Source organism: Cupriavidus sp. TMH.W2 (genome assembly GCF_050847365.1).
GTDB lineage: Bacteria > Pseudomonadota > Gammaproteobacteria > Burkholderiales > Burkholderiaceae > Cupriavidus.
Map to the genome: position 1 here is coordinate 1,078,362 of NZ_CP193793.1, position 22,340 is coordinate 1,100,701.

The following is a 22,340-nucleotide window of genomic DNA, read 5'->3' on the forward strand; positions in this document are numbered from 1 at the left end:
CTACACAAGAACACATAGCCAATCCAGAGGAGACCTGTCATGCCTGAAGTCCAAAGGATGACCCTGACGCAGTTCCTGATCGAGGAACGCCGCCGCTATCCGGAAGCCAGCGGCGGCTTCAACGGCCTGATTCTCAACGTCGCCATGGCCTGCAAGGAAATTGCACGCGCGGTGGCCTTCGGCGCGCTGGGGGGCTTGCACGGCAAGGCCAGCGCGCAGGGTGGCGAAGAGGGGGCCGTCAACGTACAAGGCGAAATCCAGCAGAAGCTGGACGTGTTGAGCAATACCACCTTCCTGCGCGTCAACGAGTGGGGCGGATACCTGGCCGGCATGGCGTCGGAGGAGATGGAGGCGCCTTACCAGATCCCGGGACACTACCCGCGCGGCAAGTACCTGCTGGTGTTCGATCCGCTCGACGGCTCGTCCAACATCGACGTCAATGTCTCGGTGGGCAGCATCTTCTCGGTGCTGCGCGCCCCTGACGGCTCCGGCACCGTCACCGAGCAGGACTTCCTGCAGCCTGGCACAGCCCAGGTGGCGGCCGGCTACGCGCTCTACGGTCCTACCACCATGCTGGTGCTGACTGTCGGCAACGGGGTCAATGGCTTTACCCTCGATCCCAATCTGGGGGAATTCTTTCTCACCCACCCCAACCTGCGGGTGCCGGCCGATACCCAGGAATTCGCGATCAATGCCTCGAACAGCCGCTTCTGGGAAGCGCCGGTGCAGCGCTATATCTCCGAGTGCATGGCCGGCAAGAGCGGGCCGCGCGGCAAGGATTTCAACATGCGCTGGATCGCGTCGATGGTGGCCGAGGCGCACCGCATCCTGATGCGCGGCGGCGTCTTCATGTACCCGCGCGACACCAGGGATCCCGCCAGGCCGGGCCGCCTGCGCCTGCTGTACGAGGCCAACCCGATCGCCTTCCTGATGGAGCAGGCCGGCGGGCGCGCCAGCACGGGCCGGCAGACGTTGATGTCGGTGGCGCCGGGCGCGCTGCACCAGCGCATCGGCGTGATCTTCGGCTCGCGCCATGAAGTGGAGCGGATCGAGGGCTACCACACCAACCAGACCGACCCCGACCTTCCGAGTCCCCTGTTCAACGAGCGCAGCCTGTTCCGCGCGTCTGCCTGAGGTGCCTGGCCATGTCAGAACGTTATCCCATTATCGCCATCACCGGGTCCTCGGGCGCCGGTACTACGTCGGTGACCCGTACCTTCGAGAACATCTTCCGCCGCGAGGGTGTGAAGTCGGTGGTGATCGAAGGCGACAGCTTCCACCGCTTCGACCGCGCCGAGATGAAGGTCAAGATGGCCGAGGCCGAGCGCACCGGCAATATGAACTTCAGCCACTTCGGCGCGGAGAACAACCTGTTCGGCGAGCTGGAGAACCTGTTCCGCACCTATGCGGAGTCCGGCACGGGCATGCACCGGCACTACCTGCACAGCCCGGAGGAGGCGGCGCCGTTCGGGCAGGAGCCCGGCACCTTCACTCAGTGGGAGCCGTTGCCCGCCGATACCGATCTGCTGTTCTACGAGGGTTTGCACGGCGGCGTGGTCACGGACGAGGTCAATGTTGCCCAGTACCCCAACCTGCTGATCGGTGTGGTGCCCGTCATCAACCTGGAATGGATCCAGAAGCTGTGGCGCGACAAGAAGCAGCGCGGCTACTCGACCGAGGCCGTGACCGACACCATCCTGCGCCGCATGCCTGACTACGTGAACTACATCTGCCCGCAGTTCTCGCGCACGCATGTGAATTTCCAGCGGGTGCCGTGCGTGGACACGTCCAACCCCTTTATCTCGCGCGAAATCCCCGCGCCCGATGAAAGCATGGTGGTGATCCGTTTTGCCAACCCGAAGGGGATCGACTTCCAGTACCTGCTGAGCATGATCCACGATTCCTTCATGTCGCGCGCGAACACCATCGTGGTGCCCGGCGGCAAGATGGAACTGGCCATGCAGCTGATCTTCACGCCCTTCGTGCTGCGCATGATGGAGCGCCGCAAGCGCGCAGCGCTGTAATGCCCCGTCACCTACTGATGCTTCCGAGAATCACGACGACGCATCTTGCTTGTCGTCCCCGCGCAGGCGGGGACCCAGTGTCTTTAGGACGCTGGATTCGCGCCTGCGCGGGAATGACAGTAGTGGTTTTTGCGCTGTCGCGATTTAAGGAAAGCTCAATAGAACACCGTCTTGTGAGGATCCATTAGATGAACGCCCCCGAACGCATCGATTCCGCGGCGCGCTGCGCCAACGCACTGCGCTTCCTGGCCGCCGACGCGGTGGAGCAGGCCAGGTCCGGCCACCCCGGCGCACCCATGGGCATGGCCGAGATGGCCGAAGCCCTGTGGCGGCGCCACCTGCGCCACAACCCGGCCAACCCGGCCTGGCCCGACCGTGACCGCTTTGTGCTGTCCAACGGCCATGCTTCCATGCTGCAGTACGCGCTGCTGCACCTGACCGGCTACGACCTGCCGATGTCGCAGCTGCGCCAGTTCCGCCAGCTGCACGCGGCCACGCCCGGGCATCCGGAGCTTGGCGTGACGCCGGGCGTGGAGACCACCACCGGGCCGCTGGGGCAGGGCCTGGCCAATGCCGTCGGCATGGCGCTGGCGGAGAAGCTGCTGGCCGCCACCTTCAACCGGCCCGGTTTCGACGTCGTCGACCACCACACCTATGTCTTCCTCGGCGATGGCTGCCTGATGGAAGGGCTCAGCCACGAAGCCTGCTCGCTGGCGGGCACGCTCGGGCTGGGCAAGCTGATCTGCCTGTACGACGACAACGGCATCTCCATCGACGGCAACGTTGCTGGCTGGTTCGGCGACGACACGCCGAAGCGCTTTGCCGCATACGGCTGGCATGTGATCGCCGTTGACGGGCACGATGTGCAGGCCATCGACGCCGCGCTGCACGAGGCCAAAGGCGAGCGCGAGCGGCCTACGCTGATCTGCTGCCGCACCGTGATCGGCAAGGGCGCGCCGGCCAAGGCCGGCGGGCACGATGTGCATGGCGCACCGCTGGGCGCGCCGGAGATCGCCGCCATGCGCGCGGCGCTGGGCTGGGAAGCCGAGCCCTTCACCGTGCCGGCGGATGTGGCTGACGCCTGGGACGCGCGCGCGCAGGGCGCTGCGCGCGAGGCCGAATGGGAAGCGCGCTTCGCTGGCTATTGCGCCGCGCACCCCGAGCTGGCCGAGGAATTCCTGCGCCGTGCCAATGGCTGCTTGCCGGAAGGCTTCGATGCGGAACTGATGGCGTTGCTGGACGCGCCTTCGCCGCTGCAGGGCAAGATCGCCACGCGCAAGGCATCTCAGCTCTGCCTGGAGGCGCTCACGCCCGCCTTGCCCGAGCTGCTGGGCGGCTCGGCCGACCTGACCGGCTCCAACCTGACCAATGTCAAGGCGTCGGTCTGGGTCAATCATGCCGGGCATGGCAACTACGTGAGCTATGGCGTGCGCGAGTTCGGCATGGCCGCCGTCATGAACGGCATTGCGCTGCATGGCGGGCTGATCCCCTACGGCGGCACCTTCATGACCTTCTCGGACTATTCGCGCAATGCCATCCGCATGGCGGCGCTGATGCGCCTGCGCGTGGTGCACGTGCTGACGCATGACTCGATCGGGCTTGGCGAGGACGGTCCCACCCACCAGCCAGTGGAACACGCCGCCAGCCTGCGGCTGATCCCCAACAACCAGGTCTGGCGCCCCTGCGACGGCGCCGAGACCGCGTATGCGTGGCTGGCCGCGCTGCAGCGTGAGCATGGCCCGACCTGCCTGGTGCTGTCGCGGCAGGCGCTGATGCCGTTCGAGCGCGGTGCGGCCCAGCGCGCGGATATCGCGCGTGGCGGCTATGTGCTGCGCGATGTGCCGGCGCCTCGCGTGGTGCTGATCGCCACGGGCTCCGAGGTGGAAATCGCCATGCGCGCGGCGCTGGACCTGGCGGACGGCGGCATCGCCGCGCGCGTGGTGTCCATGCCCTGCGTCGAGTTGTTCTACGCGCAGGACGCGGCGTACCGGGACAGCGTGCTGCCGCCAGGCTTGCCGCGCATCAGCGTGGAGGCCGGCGCCACCTGGTACTGGCGGGGCGTGGTGGGCGAGCAGGGCCTGGCGCTGGGCATCGACACCTTCGGCGAATCCGCGCCGGCCGAGGCGCTGTACCAGCACTTCGGCCTGACCCCGGCGCATGTCGCGGCCGCCGCGCGCGCGCTGCTGGAGGACGCGTGATGGCTACCGTATCCATGCCCTGCACCGCGGTGCTGATCGACCTGGACGGCACGCTGGTCGACAGCGCGCCCGACATTGTCGAGGCCGCCAACCGCATGCTGGCCGACCTCGGCAGCCCGGCACTGCCGTTCGGCACCGTGGCCGGCTTCATCGGCCGTGGCGTGCCCAACCTGGTGCGGCGTGTGCTGGAGACCGCGCAGCTCGCGCCAAGGCTGGACGCCGCCGACGCCGAGGCGATGTTCCACCGCCACTATGCCGAGACCAACGGCCGCCTCGGCTCAGTGTTCCCGGGCGTGGAGGCCGGACTGGCCGCGCTCCAGCGGCAGGGTTACCGGCTTGCCTGCGTCACCAACAAGCCGCGCGCGCTGGCGGTGCCGCTGTTGGCGCTGACCGGGTTGTCGCAATACCTGGAAGTGCTGGTGGCGGGCGACTCGATTGCGCAGATGAAGCCCGACCCCGAACCATTGCGGCATGCCTGCAACCTGCTCGAGGTCGATCCGGCGCACGGCGTGCTGGTGGGGGATTCGGCCGTGGACGTGGCGGCGGCGCGCGCGGCCGGCATCCCGGTCTGCCTGGTGCGCTATGGCTACGCCGGCCCCGGCGGGCCCGCGGCGCTGGGCGCTGACGCGCTGGTCGATTCGCTGGAGGCGCTGCCGGCGCTGCTGACCCTGGCGCGGCTGGCACCAGCCGCCTGATATTGCGCCGGCGCGACCGGCAAGGATACCAAGACAAGTAAAGGAGACAGCATGACTATCAAGGTTGCCATCAACGGCTACGGGCGCATCGGGCGCAATGTGTTGCGCGCCCACTATGAAGGCGGCAAGCGGCACGATATCGAGATCGTCGCCATCAACGACCTCGGCAACGCCGCCACCAACGCCCACCTGACTCAGTACGACACCGTCCACGGCCGCTTCCCGGGCGAGGTCTCGGTGGACGGCGATGCCTTGCGCGTCAACGGGGACCGGATCCGCGTGCTGGCGCAGCGCAACCCGGCCGAGCTGCCGTGGGGGGAACTGGGCGTGGACGTGGTGATGGAGTGCACGGGGCTCTTCACCAGCAAGGAAAAGGCCTCGGCCCACCTGAAGGGCGGTGCGAAGAAGGTGATCATCTCCGCCCCCGGCGGCAAGGACGTGGACGCCACCATCGTCTATGGCGTCAACCATGGCGTGCTGAAGGCGGCCGACACGGTGATCTCCAATGCCTCGTGCACCACCAACTGCCTGGCGCCGCTGGTCAAGCCGCTGCACGAGAAGCTGGGCCTGGTGAACGGCCTGATGACCACGGTGCATTCCTATACCAACGACCAGGTGCTGACCGACGTCTACCACGAGGACCTGCGCCGGGCGCGCTCGGCCACCATGTCGATGATCCCGACCAGGACCGGCGCCGCCGCCGCGGTCGGGCTGGTGATGCCTGAGCTGGACGGCCGGCTGGACGGCTTTGCCGTGCGCGTGCCGACCATCAACGTGTCGCTGGTCGACCTGTCCTTCGTGGCGGCGCGGCCGACCACCGTTGAGGAAGTGAACGGCATCCTCAAGGCAGCCGCCGAAGGCGAGCTCAAGGGCATCCTGGACTACAACACCGCGCCGCTGGTCTCGGTGGACTTCAACCACAACCCGGCTTCGTCCACCTTCGACACCACCCTGACCAAGGTCAACGGCACGCTGGTCAAGGTGTCGGCCTGGTATGACAACGAATGGGGCTTCTCCAACCGCATGCTGGATACCGCGGTGGCGCTGGCCCATGCACGCTAGCAGGTTGCCATGATGAGCCTATCCCATGCTGCGGTCCCGCACACGAATCCCCCGGCGGCGCACACGCTGGCCGCACTGCTCGCCGCTGGCGGGCTGGCCGGCAAGCGTGTCTTTATCCGCGCCGACCTCAACGTCCCGCAGGATGCCGCGGGCGATATCACCGACGACACCCGCATCCGTGCTTCCGTGCCTGCCATCGCGGCCTGCCTGCAGGCGGGCGCTGCGGTGATGGTCACCTCGCACCTGGGCCGGCCGCAGGAGGGGACGCCCGACCCGCGCCACAGCCTGGCCCCGGTGGGCCGCCGCCTGTCGGAACTGCTGGGCCGCCAGGTGCCGCTTTTGTCCGGCTGGACCGAGGGCGGCTTCCAGGTGCCGCCCGGGCAGGTGGTGCTGCTGGAAAACTGCCGCATGAACACGGGCGAGAAGAAGAACAGCGACGAGCTGGCGCAGAAGATGGCTGCGCTGTGCGATATCTACGTGAACGACGCATTCGGCACCGCCCACCGCGCCGAAGCCACCACCCACGGCATTGCCAAATACGCCCCGATCGCCTGCGCCGGCCCGCTGCTGGCCGCCGAGATCGACGCGCTGGGCAAGGCGCTGGGCCAGCCCGCGCGCCCGCTGGTGGCGATCGTGGCCGGCTCCAAGGTCTCGACCAAGCTGACCATCCTGAAGTCGCTGGCCGACAAGGTCGACAACCTGATCGTCGGCGGCGGCATTGCCAATACCTTCATGCTGGCCGCCGGCCTGAAGATCGGCAAGTCGCTGGCTGAAGCCGACCTGGCCGGCGATGCCAAGGCCATCATCGACATCATGGCCGCCCGCGGCGCCTCGGTGCCGATTCCGGTCGACGTGGTGTGCGCGAAGGAATTCAGCGCCAGCGCCGCGGCCACGGTCAAGGACGTCAAGGACGTGGCCGACGACGACATGATCCTGGACCTCGGCCCCAGGACTGCCGCCATGCTGGCCGAGCAGTTGAAAGCCGCCGGCACCACCGTCTGGAACGGCCCGGTGGGCGTGTTCGAGTTCGACCAGTTCGGCAACGGCACCAGGGTGCTGGCCCAGGCCATCGCTGAATCGAAGGCATTCTCGATCGCCGGCGGCGGCGACACGCTGGCCGCGATCGCCAAGTACGGCATTGCCGACCGCGTGGGCTATATCTCCACCGGCGGCGGCGCGTTCCTGGAATTCCTGGAGGGCAAGACGCTGCCCGCGCTGGCCGTGCTGGCGCAGCGCGCCGCCACCTGAACCCGACCTCACCGTTTCTGCATCACGTAAAGGAGCTTCACCATGGCACTCATTTCCTTGCGCCAGATTTTGGACCATGCGGGAGAGTTCGGCTACGGCGTGCCGGCTTTCAACGTCAACAACCTGGAACAGATCCACGCCATCATGGAAGCGGCCGAGGAAACCGACAGCCCGGTCATCCTGCAGGCCTCGGCCGGCGCCCGCAAGTACGCCGGCGAGGCCTACCTGCGGCATATGGTGCTGGCCGCGGCCGAGACCCATCCGGACATCCCCATCGTGCTGCACCAGGACCACGGCTCCAGCCCGGCGATCTGCCAGGCGTCGATCCGCTCCGGCTTCACCAGCGTGATGATGGACGGCTCGCTGCGCGAAGACATGAAGACCCCGTCGGACTACGACTACAACGTCGACGTCACGCGGCGCGTGTGCGAGATGGCGCATGCGATCGGCGTGTCGGTGGAGGGCGAACTGGGCTGCCTGGGCTCGCTCGAAACCGGCCAGGCCGGCGAAGAGGACGGCGTGGGCGCGGCGGGCACGCTGTCGCACGACATGATGCTGACCGACCCGGCTCAGGCGCGCGACTTCGTGGCCCGTACCGGCGTGGATGCGCTGGCCATTGCCATCGGCACCAGCCACGGCGCCTACAAGTTCTCGCGCAAGCCCACCGGCGACATCCTGGCGATGGACCGCATCCGCGAGATCCACGAGCAGATTCCGGACACCCACCTGGTCATGCACGGCTCCAGCTCGGTGCCGCAGGAATGGCTGGAGATCATCCGCCAGTACGGCGGCGACATCAAGGAGACCTACGGCGTGCCGGTCGAGGAGATCCTGCGCGGCATCAGGATGGGGGTGCGCAAGGTGAATATCGACACCGATATCCGCCTGGCCATGACCGGGGCCATCCGCAAGTCCCTGGCTGAAGACCGCAGCGAGTTCGACCCGCGCAAGGCACTGTTGGCGGCCAAGAAGGGGGCGAGGAGCGTGGTGAAGCTGCGCTTCGAGGCCTTCGGCTGCGCCGGACAGGCTTCGCGGATCAAGCCGGTGGCGATGGAGAAGCTGGCCCAGCGCTACCGCTAGTCCATTGAATCATTGAAATGGCAGGCACCGACCAATTTCAGTGATTCAGTGGACTACGTGGCGATGTGCATCGCCCGACCTTGCGGCGCCGGCGCGGCTGAGCCCGCACCAGGATTGGGATTGTCTCGGGCACTCGCGCCCGCACTCGCACCAGAGCCGTGCAGGTCCTCCGGCGCAAGTGCCCCGGAAGACAGGCATACAGTCGTGTCACACCCAGGCATGGGAGTTGCATGGCTGCTTGCCATCAGGTCAATGGCGGCTTGGTGCCGGTCCCAGCCGTCGGTGAAGCGGCGGACCGGGACACGTGGACAACGGCGTCCGCATCCGGGGCAGCAGCATGGGCTGCTGCCCCGGATGCGGACGCTTTTTATTTTGATCTCACCGTTCAAAGGAATGCGCGATGGCCTATTTAGCTCCTGCCGAGTTTGTCGGCAAGATGGTCGATGCTGGTGAATCCAAGCTCTTGATGTCCACCCGGGACACCCTCATCCGGTCCTACATGGCTGGCGCAATCCTGGCGTTGTCTGCCGCGTTCGCGGTCAGCGTCAACGTCAATACCGGCAATCCCCTGATCGGATCATTGCTGTTCCCGGTGGGGTTCTGCATGCTCTACCTGCTGGGATTTGACCTGTTGACCGGTGTCTTCACGCTGGCTCCGCTCGCCGTACTCGACAGGCGTCCAGGGGCCACTTGGGGCGGCGTGATTCGCAACTGGGGGCTCGTCTTCTGCGGCAATTTCGCCGGCGCACTCACCGTGGCAGTATTCATGGCCATCATCTTTACCTTTGGCTTCACCGAGGCCCCGAACGTGATCGGCCAGAAGATAGGCAGCATTGGTGAGAGCCGCACCCTTGGCTACGCCGCCCACGGCGCGGCGGGCATGCTGACCCTCTTCATCCGCGCCGTCATGTGCAACTGGATGGTGTCCACCGGCGTCGTGGCAGCCATGATGTCCACCTCGGTTTCGGGCAAGGTCATTGCCATGTGGATGCCCATCCTGGTGTTCTTCTACATGGGATTCGAACACTCCGTGGTGAACATGTTCCTCTTCCCCTCCGGCCTGATGCTCGGCGGCAAGTTCACGCTGATGGACTACCTGCTCTGGAATGAACTTCCTACCGTGCTCGGCAACATCGTCGGTGGCCTGACGTTCGTCGGCGCGGCGCTGTACTCCACCCACTACAAGACCGCACCGAAACGCGTCCTGGCTTGAAATGAGCATCTTGCGCGTCTCAGTCGGCCAGTGTTCGCAAGCCGGGCGCAAGCGCGTCAACCAGGATTTTCATGGCGCGGCGCTGCCTGCCGAGCCGCGGCTCAGCACCAAGGGCATCGCCGTTGCGCTGGCCGACGGCATCGGCAGTAGCGCGGTCAGCCAGGTGGCCAGTGCCGCCGCCGTGCACGGCTTCCTGGACGACTACTATTGCACCGCCGAAACATGGACCGTGCGGCGGTCGGCACAACGCGTGCTGGCGGCACTCAATTCCTGGCTGCACGCGCAGACCCAGCGCAGCGATGCGCGCTTCGACAAGGACCGCGGCTACATCTGTACCTTCAGCGCCTTGATCTTCAAGGGGCGGGAGGTACACCTGCTTCATATAGGCGACTCGCGCATCTACCGGCTGCATCCGCAGGCCTGGGAACAACTCTCGGAAGACCATCGCATCCGCGTGTCTTCGGTCGAGTCTTACCTGGGCCGGGCGCTCGGTGTTGGGCCCACCGTCGAGATCGACTACCGCAGCTGGCGAGCCGAAGCCGGCGAGGTTTACATCCTTGCCACTGACGGCGCCTATGAATACCTTGACAGCGTCGCCGTGCACCAGGCCCTTGCAGCGCATGCCGATGACCTTGACGCCGCCTCGGCAATGCTGGTGTCTGTCGCGCTGGCGCGGGGCAGCGAGGATAACGTCACTGTCCAGCTGGTGCGCGTGGACGAGTTGCCGGACCTCGACACGCAGGACCTGCATACCGAACGCCGGTGCCTGGCCCTGCCACCTCCGTTGCAGCCGCGCATGCACTTCGATGGCTATCTCATTGTGCGCGAGCTGTATGCGAGTTCACGCAGCCATGTGCACCTGGCAGTGGACCAGCGCAGCGGCCGTCATGTTGCGCTGAAAACGCCATCCGTCGGTTTGCGCGAGGATCCGGACTACCTTGACCGCTTTCTCCTGGAGGAGTGGGTGGCACGCAGGATCGATAACGCACATGTGCTCAAGCCTCATGCAGCCGACCGTCCGCGACAGTATCTGCATGTTGCGATGGAATACATTGACGGACATACGCTGGCGCAATGGATGACAGACTACCCGGCCCCGGATCTGGACACCGTGCGCCGGATCGTGGGACAAGTCGCCAAAGGGCTGCAGGCCTTCCATCACCGGGAAATGCTGCACCAGGACTTGCGGCCGGAGAACGTGATGATAGACCGCGCGGGCACGGTCAGGATCATCGACTTTGCGGCAGTGCATGTGGCGGGCCTGGCCGAAGGCACGCGCACCCCATACGCGCAGGCGCCGGTCGGCGAATTGCAGTATGCCGCTCCGGAGTATTTCCTTGGGCTGGGTGGCAGTCCTGCGTCCGACCTGTTCTCGCTGGCAGTGATCACGTACCAGATGCTGACCGGGCAATTGCCCTATGGCCTGCAGGTAACACGCCTGCGCACTCCCCGTGATCTTCGGAGCCTGCGCTATATCCCTGTGCGCGAGCGGCGGCCAGAATTGCCCCCGTGGATCGACGGTGTGCTGCGCAGAGCCTTGCATCCGTGCGGGCGCAAGCGGCACGAAGCGCTGTCCGAGTTCATTCAAGACCTGCACACCCCCGCACGTCAATACCAAAGCCGCCGTCCGATCCCGCTTCTTGAACGCAATCCAGTGCGCTTCTGGCAGTCACTGACGCTGCTGCTGGCGCTCTCGGTCATGTTGCTGCTGGGCTTGCGGCTCACAGGGCATTGAGCGCGCATTGGCGCCGCAATTCCCGAATGCGGCCTCATCCCGGCAGAGCGAAGGGATTGAACCCGGTGCGTTGATAGCCCTCCGCCGTCACGGCATCGTCCAGGGCCAGGGTGGCCAGGTCGTCGGCCACGGCCTCGGCTTGCGGGTCGCGTTCCAGTGAGATGACCTTCAGATAACCGTGGCATACGCCGCAGCTTTCGGCGCGCACCGTGGCTTCGGCGGTGTCCAAGCTGAGGTAATCAAGGTCAGAGGCCTCGCCGCAATTGGTGCATTTCGCCCGCACCATGTGCCACGCGCTCTCGCAGAGCGCGCAATGCAGATAGCGCATGCCCTGGCGATCGCCGGTCAGGATCAGGCTTGCCACGGGGGCGGTGCCACAGACCGGGCAAGACGCGTGCTCGGCCGGGCCGCTGACGGGCACGGGAGCCGCCCGCGCGGCGCTGGCACATTGCAGCGATAGCGATGCCCACAGGAAGGGCGCGATTGCGGCCGGAACCGCGTCAAAGCGACCTTCGGCCAGCGCCCGGGCGGCGCCAAGGCGCGCATCCGCAGGCAGGTCGCGCAGCGCCGCAAGATGTGGGGCGACCGTCGCCGGAGCATCGTGTGCAAGCCGCTCAAGCATGCGGTCAAGCAGGGGACCCCAATGCCCCGCCTGAGGGATGGCCGTGGCGTCGGTAGCGCCGGACCCACCTGCCGCGGGCAGGAGCGACGCCTGCACCTCGGCCACGCGGGCGGCCAGGCGCAGGTAATCGGCAAGGTCGTGCCCTTCGGCCAGCGCGCGCAAACGCGCGGCGCGGCGGCTGTACAGACCCGCAAGGTCTGGCTGGATCACCGGCATGAAATGGCGGGAGGCCTGGTCCGATTGCGGTGCTCCCGGCGTGGTCGGATGCTGGCTCATGCCTCGTTCCCCTTCGCTTTCGACTCTTTTGCCTTCAGTTCGCCATACCAGCGGTCATGGTGCTGCCTGGCCCAGGCACGCGAGACGTAGCCCGTCACCATGCCCGTGATCGAGCCGCGGACCCAGATCGCCAGGTAGATATGGCCCACGATCAGCAGGATCAAGCCGATCCCCGCGACGGAATGGGCCAGGATCGCCAGGCGGAGCACGGGAATCGGGAAGTATTCGGCGAAATAGGCGCGCCACATGATCAACCCGGACAGCAGCAGGGCCAGTATCGAAGCCATGATGAGCCAGAACAGCACCTTCTGGCCGGCGTTGTACTTGCCGATCTGCAGCGGTTCGCCGACATGCCGGTTCAGGAGCACCTCCCTGGCGCGGCGGAACCAGATCGCGTCGGTGCGCGCGGGCATGTTGTAGCCCACGAAGCGCGCGAACATGTAGCAAAGCCCCGCGAACACCGCGATCCCGAGGAACGGGTGGAGCAGCCGCGCCATCTGCGGCGTGCCAAGGAAGCCGCTCATCCAGCTCACCGTCGGGAAGAACCATGAGATTCCCGACGCCGCCGCGAGAAAGAAGCAGAACACGATCGCCCAGTGACACAGCCGCTCGGCGAATTTCGTGCGCAGGATCATGTCGTTGTTGGTCGCCATTTCCGGTCTCCGCTTATGCCGTGCCGTCAGTCGGGGCGTCGTGATCGTCAGTTTCAGTGGTGTTGGGGCCGACCGCCATGAAATGCGCCGCCATGCCCACGACCGCCGCCGCGCCAACGACGGCGGTGGTGGGTTTCAAGACATCCTTCCAGCCCGAGACGACCGAGCTGATCCCCGGTTCCTTCGGCAAGCCCGCGTAGCGCTTCGGGTCGTCGGCATGTTGCAGCACATACATCACGTGGGTGCCGCCGACCCCCGCCGGGTCATACAGGCCGGCCTTGGCATAGCCACGCTCGTTCAGCTCGGCCACGCGCTCGGCGGCCAGGGACTGCATCTCCGCCTTCGAGCCGAAGGCGATGGCGCCGGTCGGGCAGGTCTTGACGCAGGCAGGCTCCTGCCCGACCGAGACGCGGTCCGAGCACAGCGTGCACTTGTAGGCCTTGTTGTCCTTCTTGGAAATGCGCGGCACGTCGAAGGGGCAGCCCGCGACGCAATAGCCGCAGCCGATGCACAGGTCGGACTGGAAGTCGACGATGCCGTTTGCATACTGCACGATGGCGCCGGGCGCCGGGCAGGCTTTCAGGCAGCCGGGATCCTCGCAATGCATGCAGCCGTCCTTGCGGATCAGCCATTCCAGCTTGCCCGCCTGGTCCTCATGCTCGGTAAAGCGCATCAGGGTCCAGGTGTTGGGCGACAGGTCGCGCGGATTGTCGTAGACGCCGACATTCTCCTGCACGTCGCCGCGCAGGTCGTTCCATTCGTTGCAGGCGACCTGGCACGCCTTGCAGCCGATGCAGGTCGACACGTCGATCAGCTTGGCCACTTCCATCTGATGGTCGCGGATGCGAGGGGCCGGTGTCAGCTCCGACGAGGCCGAGCGGCGGATGATGTTCTGTGAGTTCATGCCTGTGCTCCGGCTACTTTTTCAATGTTCACGAGGAATGCCTTGAATTCCGGCGTTTGCGAATTGGCGTCGCCAACGCCTGGCGCAAGCGTGTTGGCGAGATAGCCCTTGCGGGTCGCCCCCTCGAAGCCCCAATGGCAGGGGATGCCGATCTGCTCGACCGTTTGCCCGGCCACGTGGAGCGTGCGCAGGCGCTTGGTCACCACGGCCTTGGCGGTGATGTAGCCGCGCCTGGTCGTGATCTTCACCGTGTCGCCATGAGCGATGCCCTTGTCCGCGGCCAGCTTCTCGCCGATCTCGACGAATTGCTCGGGCTGGAGCATGGCGTTCAGATGCGAGTGCTTGGTCCAGTGGCGGAACAGTTCCGTGATCGAATAGGTCGTGGCGACATAGGGGAACTCGGTGCGGTGGCCCATGCGCTGCGCATCGTTCTGGAAGATGCGGGCGGTCGGGTTGTGGGTGATCTTTTCGTGCAGCGGGTTTTTCGCGATCGGGCTCTCGACCGGCTCGTAATGCTCGGGGAAGGGGCCGTCGATCATGCCGCCGACCGAGAACAGGCGCCCCACGCCTTCGGGCAGCATGATGAAGGGTCCGACAGGCGTGCCGGGCGCCGCATTGAGCGGAAAGTCGGGTACGTCAGCGCCCACCCATTTCTCGCCGTTCCAGTGCAGGATCTTGCGCTTGGGGTCCCAGGGGTTCCCCATCTCGTCCATCGAGGCGCGGTTGTAGAGGATGCGCCGGTTCGCGGGCCAGGACCAGGCCCAGCCCGGCGTGTTGCCCAGGCCCGTGTCGGTGTTGTCGCGCCTGGCCATCTGGTTGCCCGCCTCGGTCCAGGAGCCGGTGAAGATCCAGCAGTAGCTTGAGGTCGTGCCGTCGTCGCGCAGTTGCGCGAACGAATCCAGCAACTGGCCCTTGCGCAGGATCTTCTTCCCGGTCTCGTCGAACACGTCTGCCAGCGCGTAGCCGTTGGCCTCCTTGGCCATTTCCTCGGGATGGGGGCTGTAGGGATCGTGATAGGTCTCCTCGTCCCAGGTCATGTGCAACACCTGTTCAGGGCAGGCGCCGCCTTCCTTTTCGTAGAGCCGCCGCAGCTCCATCATGATGCCGCCGAGGATGGCCGGATCATGCCGCGCCTCGCCCGGCGGCTGCTGGCCGGCGTAGTGCCATTGCAGCCAGCGGCCCGAATTTACGACCGTGCCGTCTTCCTCGGCAAAGCAGCTCGCCGGCAGCCGGAAGACCTCGGTCATGATCTCTTCGGTCTTGACGTCGTTGAACTTGCCTTCGTTGCGCCAGAAGTTCGAGGTCTCGGTCACCAGCGGGTCGATGACCACGAGGAACTTCAGCTTCGACAGCGCGGCCGAGGACTTGTTCTTGTCAGGCATTGCTGCCAGCGGGTTGAATCCCTGGACGACATAGCCGTTGACCTTGCCTTCGTACATCAGGTCGAAGTACGCCAGCATGTCGTAGCTGCGGTCCCACTTTGGCAGCAGGTCAAAGGCCCAGTTGTTTTCCGCCGTGGCATGCTTGCCAAACAGGTTCTTCTGCAGCGAGACGAAGAACTTGGGCAGGTTCTTCCAGTAGTTCACCTGGTCGGGCAGCACGGATTTGGGCGTGGCATCGGCCAGGTATTGCTTCAGCGTCTGCTGCCTGTCGGTGGGCAGGTCCATGTAGCCCGGCAGCCGCAACGACAGCAGGCCAAGGTCGGTATAGCCCTGGATATTGGAATGTCCGCGCAGCGCATTCACGCCGCCGCCGGACATGCCGACATTGCCCAGCAGCAGCTGGATCATCGCCGCGCCGCGGATGATCTGCGCGCCGCCGGTGTGGTGCGTCCAGCCGAGCGCGTAAAGCCAGGTCAGCGTCTTGTCCTTCGCCGAGCACGAGCCGACGATCTCGGCGATCTGCAGGAAGTCGGCCTGCCTGACGCCGGTGATCTCCTCGACCTTCTCCGGCGTGTAGCGCGAGACGTGCTGCTTCAGCAGGCTCAGCACGCAGCGCGGGTGGCGCATCGAGGGATCGCGTTTCGCGTTGCCCCGCTCGTCGAGTTCATAGTTCCAGGAGGATTTGTCATAGGCGAGTTTCTCGGGATTGAAGCCCGAGAACAGTCCTTCGTCGAATCCGAAATCCTCGCGCACGATCAGCGACGCGTTGGTGTAGGCGCGCACATAGTCATGCTGGATCTTGTCATGCTGCAGAAGCCAGTTAACCATGCCCATCATGAAGGCCGTGTCAGAGCCCGCCCGGATCGGCGAGAAGATATCGGCAACCGAGGCGGTGCGGTTGAAGCGCGGATCGATGACGATGACTTTGGCCTTGTTCCTGATCTTGGCCTCGATCACCCATTTGAAGCCGACCGGATGGGCTTCGGCCGGATTGCCGCCCATGACGATGACGACATTGGCATTCTTGATGTCCACCCAGTGGTTCGTCATCGCGCCGCGGCCGAAGGACGGCCCCAGCGCAGAGACCGTTGGCCCGTGGCACAGGCGCGCCTGGCAGTCCAGCGCCAGCATGCCGAGTGAACGGGCAAACTTGAAGTCGAGAACCCCGGTTTCGTTGGAGGCCGCCGACGAGGCGAGCATGCCCGAGCTCAGCCAGCGGTTCACCAGCTGGCCCTTGTCGTTGCGCGCGATGAAGTTCTTGTCGCGGTCGTCCTTCAGCAGGCGGGCAATGCGCCTGGTCGCATCGTCCCAACTGATGCGCACCCACTCCTTCGACCCCGGCGCGCGGTATTCCGGATACAGCAGCCGGTTTTTCGAATGGACGATGTCCAGCAACCCCGCCCCTTTGGGGCAGAGCGATCCACGGCTGACGGGATGATCGGGATCCCCCTCGATGTGGAAAATGCGGGGCTTCGCGTTCCTGGCGCCGTCACCCAGCGAATACATCAAAAGCCCGCACCCGACCGAGCAATAGGTGCAATTGTTGCGCGTCTCTTTCGCACGCAGCAGCTTGTAGGGGCGCACGCCGGCCGGAGCCTGTGCCCGGGCTGTACCCATGCCCAGGGCCGAAGCCGTAACGGCAACCGACCCCACCCCAAGAATCTTGAGGAACTGGCGACGTCCGATATTGGTGGTGTAGGTCATCGTGGTCTCATCGTCATGTCTTCTTCCGCCCATCCTGGCTAGCAGGGTTGGGGGTCTCCGTTATTTTTTTGAATGTCTGACAAGGTTTGCTGACGCGTGTGCCGAAGCTTCTACGCACGGAGTTCCGCGGTTGAAGTGAGAGCCACCTTGAACTGGCTCGTCCCCCGGGGTCGGCGTATGGATCGCCTCCAGGCGTTGGGAAGCGTCACAGCGGCCCGGAGAATCACCGGCAAGACCAGCACCTTTCGCCCAAAGATATCCGCCTGGCCCCTTAAGGTAAATTCAGCGATTCTTTGCCCGCCCATAAGTCATCCATTAAGTGACGGCTTTCTGGCGAAGGTGAGCAGATTCAGCAGGTGTCGAGGGTCCAGGACGGACAGATTGACCCGCCAGTCGGGCTTGCGCGCGGACATCTTGTCCATCAGGGGCGCGCTTCGCGCGACGACGCAGGCTATCCGGTTGCAGATGGATAGCGTAAAGGCACCGATTGCACTGCTTGGGACCAATCAGCCTGACGGCTTCGATTGTGCGGGGTGTGCGTGGCCGGAGACCCGTCCGCGTTCAGCGGACAACCGGTTTCAACAAGGCCTTCCGGCGCTGGCAGGGTGTGGCGCACGGCACCCTGCGGGCCGGCCAGCGCCGCCGGCCGCGGCTCACGTTGCACCGTGACTGACCGGCGGCGCGTTCTCCCGCCTTCAGAGCAGTTTGCAGGCCTCGTCGAATTCCAGGCGAGGGCTGCGCGGAAACAGCTTGGCAGGGTCGCCATAGCCCAGATTGCACAGGAAGTTCGATTTCACATGGCTGTCCGGGAAATGTTCGAGCTGGAAGGCATTCTCCTTCGGGTCCGCGGGAAAAAATTCGTGATCGACCTTGGCATTGTCGAAGCCGGACATCGGCCCGCAGTCGAGCCCCAGCGAGCGGGCGGCAATCATGAAATACGCGCCCTGCAGGGAACTGTTCCGCCGCGCGGTAGTGAGCGCTAGTTCCGGCGTGTCGGCGAACCATGAGCGTGCGTCCGCATGCGGAAACAGCTTGGGCAGAAGTTCATAGAACTTGACGTCATAGGCGATGATGGCGGTGACCGGCGCGGCCATGGTCTTCTCCGCATTGCCCGGCGCCAGCGCGGGCAACAGGCGCTGCTTGGCCTCGGGAGTACGCAGGAACAGGATGCGCGCGGGAGAGCAGTTGGCGCTGGTCGGCCCCCATTTCATCAAGTCATAGAGCTGGCGCAGGGTCTCGTCGCTCACGGGCTGGTTCAGCCATGCGTTGTGCGTGCGTGCCTCGCGAAAGATCAGATCCATGCCGTCCTCGCTCAAGCGCTTGTTCATGGTTATCTCCTTGTCATGGGATGGGACACGCGGCTGCCCCGCCGGTCGCCGCGTCTGTCTAGCATAGGCAACGCAGGTCGCCGCCGCGCCGCGGGCAGGGTCTCCGGTGTCCGATAAGCCACTCTGGTGAGCCGGGCGCGTGGTTGTCGTGAAGGGTTAAGTTCGAGACATCCAATGTAAAGCGGGAAGTGGTGCGAGGCCAGATGATTCACGCGTTGGGCACCGCCGTGCCGAAGATGGTGCTGCAAACGGGGTTCTAAAGCTTTCTCATCTGGTTCGACATTCCCAATATTCACATTCAACTTGGATATCCATCATCATGAACTTCCTTGACGGCCACCTGTATCCGGAAAACCAGCAGCCTCTGATCATCACAGCCGCTCCCTATGCGCCGGGCTGGATCCCCTCAGACTTCCCGGAAGATATCCCTGTGACGATGGAGGAGCAGATCCAGAAGGCGGTGGATTGCTACGAAGCCGGTGCCACCGTGCTGCATCTGCATGTGCGCGAACCCGACGGCAGGGGCAGCAAGCGCCTGTCCATGTTCAATGAGCTGATCGCCGGGGTGCGTGCCCGCGTGCCGGAAATGGTTATCCAGGTGGGTGGCTCCATCAGCTTCGCGCCGGAAGAAGGCCAGGCCGCCAAATGGCTTAGCGATGACACGCGGCATATGCTGGCCGAACTCGATCCGAAGCCCGACCAGGTGACGGTGACCGTCAACACCACGCAGATGAATGTGACGGAGCATGCTGGCCTGGATGACTTCAAGGGCGTGTCGCGGGGATTCCCGCACCTCTATTCCACCTACAAGGACATGATCGTGCCCTCGAATCCCAGCTGGGTCGAGGAGCACATCCGGCGCCTGACAGCCGCCGGAATCCAGAGTGAGTTCCAGTGCTACAACATCAACAGCTTTGAAACGATCGAGCGGATGATTCGCCGCGGCGTCTACAAGGGGCCACTGGTGATGAACTGGGTGGCGATCAGCGGCGGCATGGATCAGGCCAACATTTACAACCTGGCCAACTTCCTGCGTGCCGCGCCCGATGGCGCGGTGATCACGGTGGAGAGTTCGGTGCTGAATGTGCTGCCCGTGAATATGATCGGCATCGCTCTGGGCCTGCATGTGCGGTGCGGCATCGAGGACGTACTCTGGAACCAGACCCGCACCGGAAAGATGTCCTCCGTCGAGCAGATCAAGCAACTGGTGCGTATCGCCGGCGAATTTGGCCGCCCCATCGCGACGGCGCAACAGGCACGAGAGATCATGCAGATCGGGGTCTTCTACGACACAGCGGACGAGACGCTTCAGAAGAATGGCTTCGCGCCCAATCGTAACGGTGGCAACCAGGGCTTCCTGCGCAAGCCGGTTTAACGCCTTTGGCGGGGGTGCCGATCGGCGCGGCGATGAGGGTCCGCGCTGTCAGGCAACCTTGCCGATGACAGGAATCACACCGAAGGCCACGGTGGCCAGCATCATGACCCCGGCCGCGGACAGCGCCCAGAGCAGCGTATAGCGCTGGTGGTCGCCAAACTCGACCTCGGCCAGGCCAACCAGCAGATACGTCGACGCGACCAGGGGGCTCAGCAGGTGAACCTGCTGCCCGATCAGCGACGCGCGCCCGATCTCCGCCGCCCCGATGCCATACACCGCGGCGGCCTTGGCCAGGATCGGCAGGATGCCGAAGTAGAACGCGTCGTTCGAGACAAAGAACGTGAACGGAATGCTGAGTACCCCGGTCACCATGGCCATGTAAGGGCCCATCCAGTCCGGCACGGCGCTGATGACGCTGTTTGCGATCGCGTCGACCATCCTGGTGCCCGACAGGATGCCGACGAAGATGCCGGCGGCGAAGATCAGCGAGACCACCGGCACGACGTTGGCGGCATGTGCGCTGATCCGCTCCTTCTGTTCGTGCAGGCTCGGGTAGTTGACCATCAGCGCGATCGCGGCTGCGACGATGAACAGGGCAGGCAGCGGGAAGGTGCCGAGAATCAGCAGCACCATCAGCCCGATGGTCAGCAGGAAGTTGAACCACAGCAGCTTCGGCCTGGCGATCTGCGGATCGCCGGCGTGAACTTCCGGCGCGGCATGGCCGTCATGAGCGAACCCGGCCGCCATCATGGCGATGGTGCCCAGCCGGTTGCGTTCGCGGCGGCCAAGCAGGAAGGCCACGAACAGGCCCCACATGCCGGTGACGATCATCGGCAGGATCATCGGCACGAACAGCGCGCCCACGTCCACGCCCAGCGCGCTGGCGGCACGCGCGGTCGGGCCGCCCCAGGGCAGGATATTCATCAGCCCGCCCGCCATCATGATCACGCAGGCCAGCACAAGCCGGCTGATGCCCAGCCGCTTGTAGAGCGGCAGCATCGCGGCGCAGGTGATCATATAGGTGGTCGAGCCGTCGCCGTCGAGCGACACCAGCACGGCCAGCACGAAGGTGCCCATGATGATCTTGACCGGATCGCCGCCCACCACCTTCAGGATCGCGCGCACCACCGGATCGAACAGGCCGGCATCGATCATCACGCCGAAATACAGGATGGCGAACATCAGCATCACGCCGGTCGGCGCCAGCTTCTTGACGCCGTCGAGCATCATCGGGCCGAGTTCCGGGCCGAAACCCCCGACCGCGCCGAACGCAATCGGGACGAGGATCAGCGCCACCATGGCGGAGAGCCGCTTGGTCATGATCAGTGCCATGAACACGATCACCATCGAATAGGCGAGCAGGGTCAACATCTTCTTCTGTATCTCTTTGCCGCCCTGTTGCGTGGAGCGCTTGGGGGCGGGTATGTGTGCGTCCGTCTGGCACACGAGGTCAGGGCCGAGGCCGGTCCCGCCGGCACGTCAGCGCATGCCGGCTATGGAATGACCGCGGAGGAGGGGCCGTCTTGTGCGCTGGCCCGCATGCGGGCCGCGCGGGTGTGGGTCAGCTGGCGGCAGCGATGCGCTTCACTACCGCGTCCGCAAACTGCAGCGTGGAGGCCGTGCCGCGGAGGTCGCCGGTCTTCACCTGGTCCTGGCCGAGGGTCAGCTCGATGGCCGAGCGCAGCCGCGTGGCCAGGTCCTGGCGGCCCACGTGGTCGAGCATCAGGCCGGCGGCCAGCATCAGCGAGATCGGGTTGGCAATGCCCTTGCCGGCGATGTCGGGCGCCGAGCCATGCACCGCCTCGAAGATCGCTGCCTGGTCGCCGATGTTGGCGCCCGGCGCCATGCCAAGCCCGCCGACCAGGCCGGCGATCTGGTCCGACAGGATGTCGCCGAACAGGTTGGTACAGAGCAGCATGTCGAACCGCCACGGGTTGAGCACAAGCTGCATGGCGCAGGCATCGACGATGATGTCGTCCATGTCCACGCGGCCGGCATAGTCCGTGGCAACTTCGCGCGCCGCTTCCAGGAAAATGCCGGTGAGCGCCTTCAGGATATTGGCCTTGTGCACCACCGTAATCTTCTTGCGGCCGTTCCTGACGGCGTACTCGAAGGCAAAGCGGGCAATGCGCCGGCAGGCGTCGCGCGTGTTGGTGCCGGTGGACACCGCCACCGCATGCGGGTCGTCGCCGACCGGAATGTAGTAGTCGTGCGCCACATAGAAGCCGCCCACGTTCTCGCGCACCAGCACCAGGTCGATATCCTCGAAGCGGCCCGGCACCAGGGTGCGGGCCGGGCGCACGTTGGCATAGAGGTTGAACGCCTCGCGCAGGCGCACATTGACCGAGCGGAAGCCGCCGCCCACCGGCGTGGTCAGGGGCCCCTTCAGGGCCAGGCCGGTGCGGCGGATGCTGTCCAGCGTGTCTTCCGGCATGGGGTCGCCGCTGTACTCGACGCCGGCCATCCCCGCGCGCCGGAGATCCCAGGCAAACGGGGCGCCAAGCGCATCCAGCACCCTGACGGTGGCGTCCACCACTTCGGGGCCGATGCCGTCGCCGGGGATCAGCGTGGCCGGGATCTGTTCGCGTGCACCGTTTTCCATTTGCTTTCCTGTCGTGAAGTGAGCGTTTCGCTGGCCGGCCACTGCGCTTCCGGCATTAGTCGCCGATCCGGCTGGCAAGGGGGCAGATTCTAGGGGGGAAGGCTGTCAGCAAACTGTCAATATGCCTGCTGAAGCACTGGGGTTTACACGGAGAAGCGATGAAGTCTTGCCGCTCGCGGCGATTCCGGTGCCGGATGTTTCTGCCCATGCCACTGGCGGCATGTGGGGCCATCCGTTGC

General features: G+C 65.2%; 17 protein-coding genes. 10 read left to right on the forward strand and 7 right to left on the reverse strand.

Translation table 11 applies throughout. The annotated features are described in order from the left end of the window. Positions 1-39: 39 nt before the first annotated feature. The 9 genes from ACREYQ_RS22545 (at position 40) to ACREYQ_RS22585 (ending at position 11,255) form a co-directional block, all read left to right on the forward strand. Positions 40-1,134 carry a class 1 fructose-bisphosphatase gene (locus ACREYQ_RS22545; RefSeq protein ID WP_432262376.1) on the forward strand — a complete coding sequence of 365 codons (1,095 nt, stop codon included), beginning with the start codon at positions 40-42 and terminating at the stop codon, positions 1,132-1,134. Positions 1,135-1,145: 11 nt separating this feature from the next. Continuing rightward, the gene (locus ACREYQ_RS22550; RefSeq protein WP_432262377.1) at positions 1,146-2,024 is read left to right on the forward strand and encodes a phosphoribulokinase; all 879 of its coding nucleotides are present in this window, start codon (positions 1,146-1,148) and stop codon (positions 2,022-2,024) included. Positions 2,025-2,212: 188 nt separating this feature from the next. Further along, positions 2,213-4,222, forward strand: coding sequence for a transketolase (gene tkt / locus ACREYQ_RS22555; RefSeq protein WP_432262378.1), 2,010 nt, complete (start codon positions 2,213-2,215; stop codon positions 4,220-4,222). Continuing rightward, positions 4,222-4,917: a phosphoglycolate phosphatase gene (gene gph, locus ACREYQ_RS22560; protein ID WP_432262379.1), complete on the forward strand. Its 696-nt coding sequence runs from the start codon at positions 4,222-4,224 to the stop codon at positions 4,915-4,917. Before tkt ends, gph begins: the two co-directional genes overlap by 1 nt. 51 nt (positions 4,918-4,968) lie before the next feature. After that, complete coding sequence (gene gap, locus ACREYQ_RS22565; protein ID WP_432262380.1) at positions 4,969-5,979, forward strand: type I glyceraldehyde-3-phosphate dehydrogenase; 1,011 nt, start codon at positions 4,969-4,971, stop codon at positions 5,977-5,979. Between the two features lie 9 nt (positions 5,980-5,988). Further along, complete coding sequence (locus ACREYQ_RS22570) at positions 5,989-7,227, forward strand: phosphoglycerate kinase (RefSeq protein WP_432262381.1); 1,239 nt, start codon at positions 5,989-5,991, stop codon at positions 7,225-7,227. Between the two features lie 42 nt (positions 7,228-7,269). Beyond that, positions 7,270-8,307 carry a class II fructose-bisphosphate aldolase gene (gene fba, locus ACREYQ_RS22575; protein ID WP_432262382.1) on the forward strand — a complete coding sequence of 346 codons (1,038 nt, stop codon included), beginning with the start codon at positions 7,270-7,272 and terminating at the stop codon, positions 8,305-8,307. A gap of 400 nt (positions 8,308-8,707) precedes the next feature. After that, positions 8,708-9,520: a formate/nitrite transporter family protein gene (locus tag ACREYQ_RS22580; RefSeq protein ID WP_432262383.1), complete on the forward strand. Its 813-nt coding sequence runs from the start codon at positions 8,708-8,710 to the stop codon at positions 9,518-9,520. Position 9,521: 1 nt separating this feature from the next. Further along, a complete protein-coding gene (locus tag ACREYQ_RS22585) occupies positions 9,522-11,255 on the forward strand; it encodes a protein kinase domain-containing protein (RefSeq protein ID WP_432262384.1) in 1,734 nt (577 codons plus the stop codon). 34 nt (positions 11,256-11,289) lie between these two features. On the opposite strand, the gene fdhE is transcribed toward ACREYQ_RS22585, so the two are convergent. From fdhE to ACREYQ_RS22610, 5 genes are all read right to left on the reverse strand, one after another. After that, on the reverse strand, positions 11,290-12,153 hold the full coding sequence (fdhE, locus tag ACREYQ_RS22590; RefSeq protein WP_432262385.1) for a formate dehydrogenase accessory protein FdhE: 864 nt from the start codon (positions 12,151-12,153) through the stop codon (positions 11,290-11,292). Next, positions 12,150-12,806, reverse strand: a complete 657-nt coding sequence (locus tag ACREYQ_RS22595) for a formate dehydrogenase subunit gamma (protein WP_432262386.1) — start codon at positions 12,804-12,806, stop codon at positions 12,150-12,152. The genes fdhE and ACREYQ_RS22595 overlap by 4 nt, the downstream gene beginning before the upstream one ends. A 13-nt stretch (positions 12,807-12,819) precedes the next feature. Beyond that, positions 12,820-13,710 carry a formate dehydrogenase subunit beta gene (fdxH, locus tag ACREYQ_RS22600; protein WP_432262387.1) on the reverse strand — a complete coding sequence of 297 codons (891 nt, stop codon included), beginning with the start codon at positions 13,708-13,710 and terminating at the stop codon, positions 12,820-12,822. After that, positions 13,707-16,796 carry a formate dehydrogenase-N subunit alpha gene (gene fdnG / locus ACREYQ_RS22605; RefSeq protein WP_432262388.1) on the reverse strand — a complete coding sequence of 1,030 codons (3,090 nt, stop codon included), beginning with the start codon at positions 16,794-16,796 and terminating at the stop codon, positions 13,707-13,709. Before fdnG ends, fdxH begins: the two co-directional genes overlap by 4 nt. A gap of 695 nt (positions 16,797-17,491) precedes the next feature. Further along, positions 17,492-18,124 (reverse strand): malonic semialdehyde reductase, encoded by a 633-nt coding sequence (locus ACREYQ_RS22610; RefSeq protein ID WP_432262389.1) that lies wholly within the window; start codon positions 18,122-18,124, stop codon positions 17,492-17,494. 319 nt (positions 18,125-18,443) lie between these two features. Here ACREYQ_RS22610 and ACREYQ_RS22615 point away from each other — a divergent pair, with 319 nt between their 5' ends. After that, a complete protein-coding gene (locus ACREYQ_RS22615; protein ID WP_432262390.1) occupies positions 18,444-19,499 on the forward strand; it encodes a 3-keto-5-aminohexanoate cleavage protein in 1,056 nt (351 codons plus the stop codon). A 48-nt stretch (positions 19,500-19,547) separates the two neighbouring features. On the opposite strand, the gene ACREYQ_RS22620 is transcribed toward ACREYQ_RS22615, so the two are convergent. Both ACREYQ_RS22620 and ACREYQ_RS22625 read right to left on the reverse strand, forming a co-directional pair. After that, a complete protein-coding gene (locus ACREYQ_RS22620; protein ID WP_432262391.1) occupies positions 19,548-20,870 on the reverse strand; it encodes a CitMHS family transporter in 1,323 nt (440 codons plus the stop codon). A 190-nt stretch (positions 20,871-21,060) separates the two neighbouring features. After that, positions 21,061-22,101 carry an isocitrate/isopropylmalate dehydrogenase family protein gene (locus ACREYQ_RS22625; RefSeq protein ID WP_432262392.1) on the reverse strand — a complete coding sequence of 347 codons (1,041 nt, stop codon included), beginning with the start codon at positions 22,099-22,101 and terminating at the stop codon, positions 21,061-21,063. Positions 22,102-22,340: the final 239 nt, after the last annotated feature.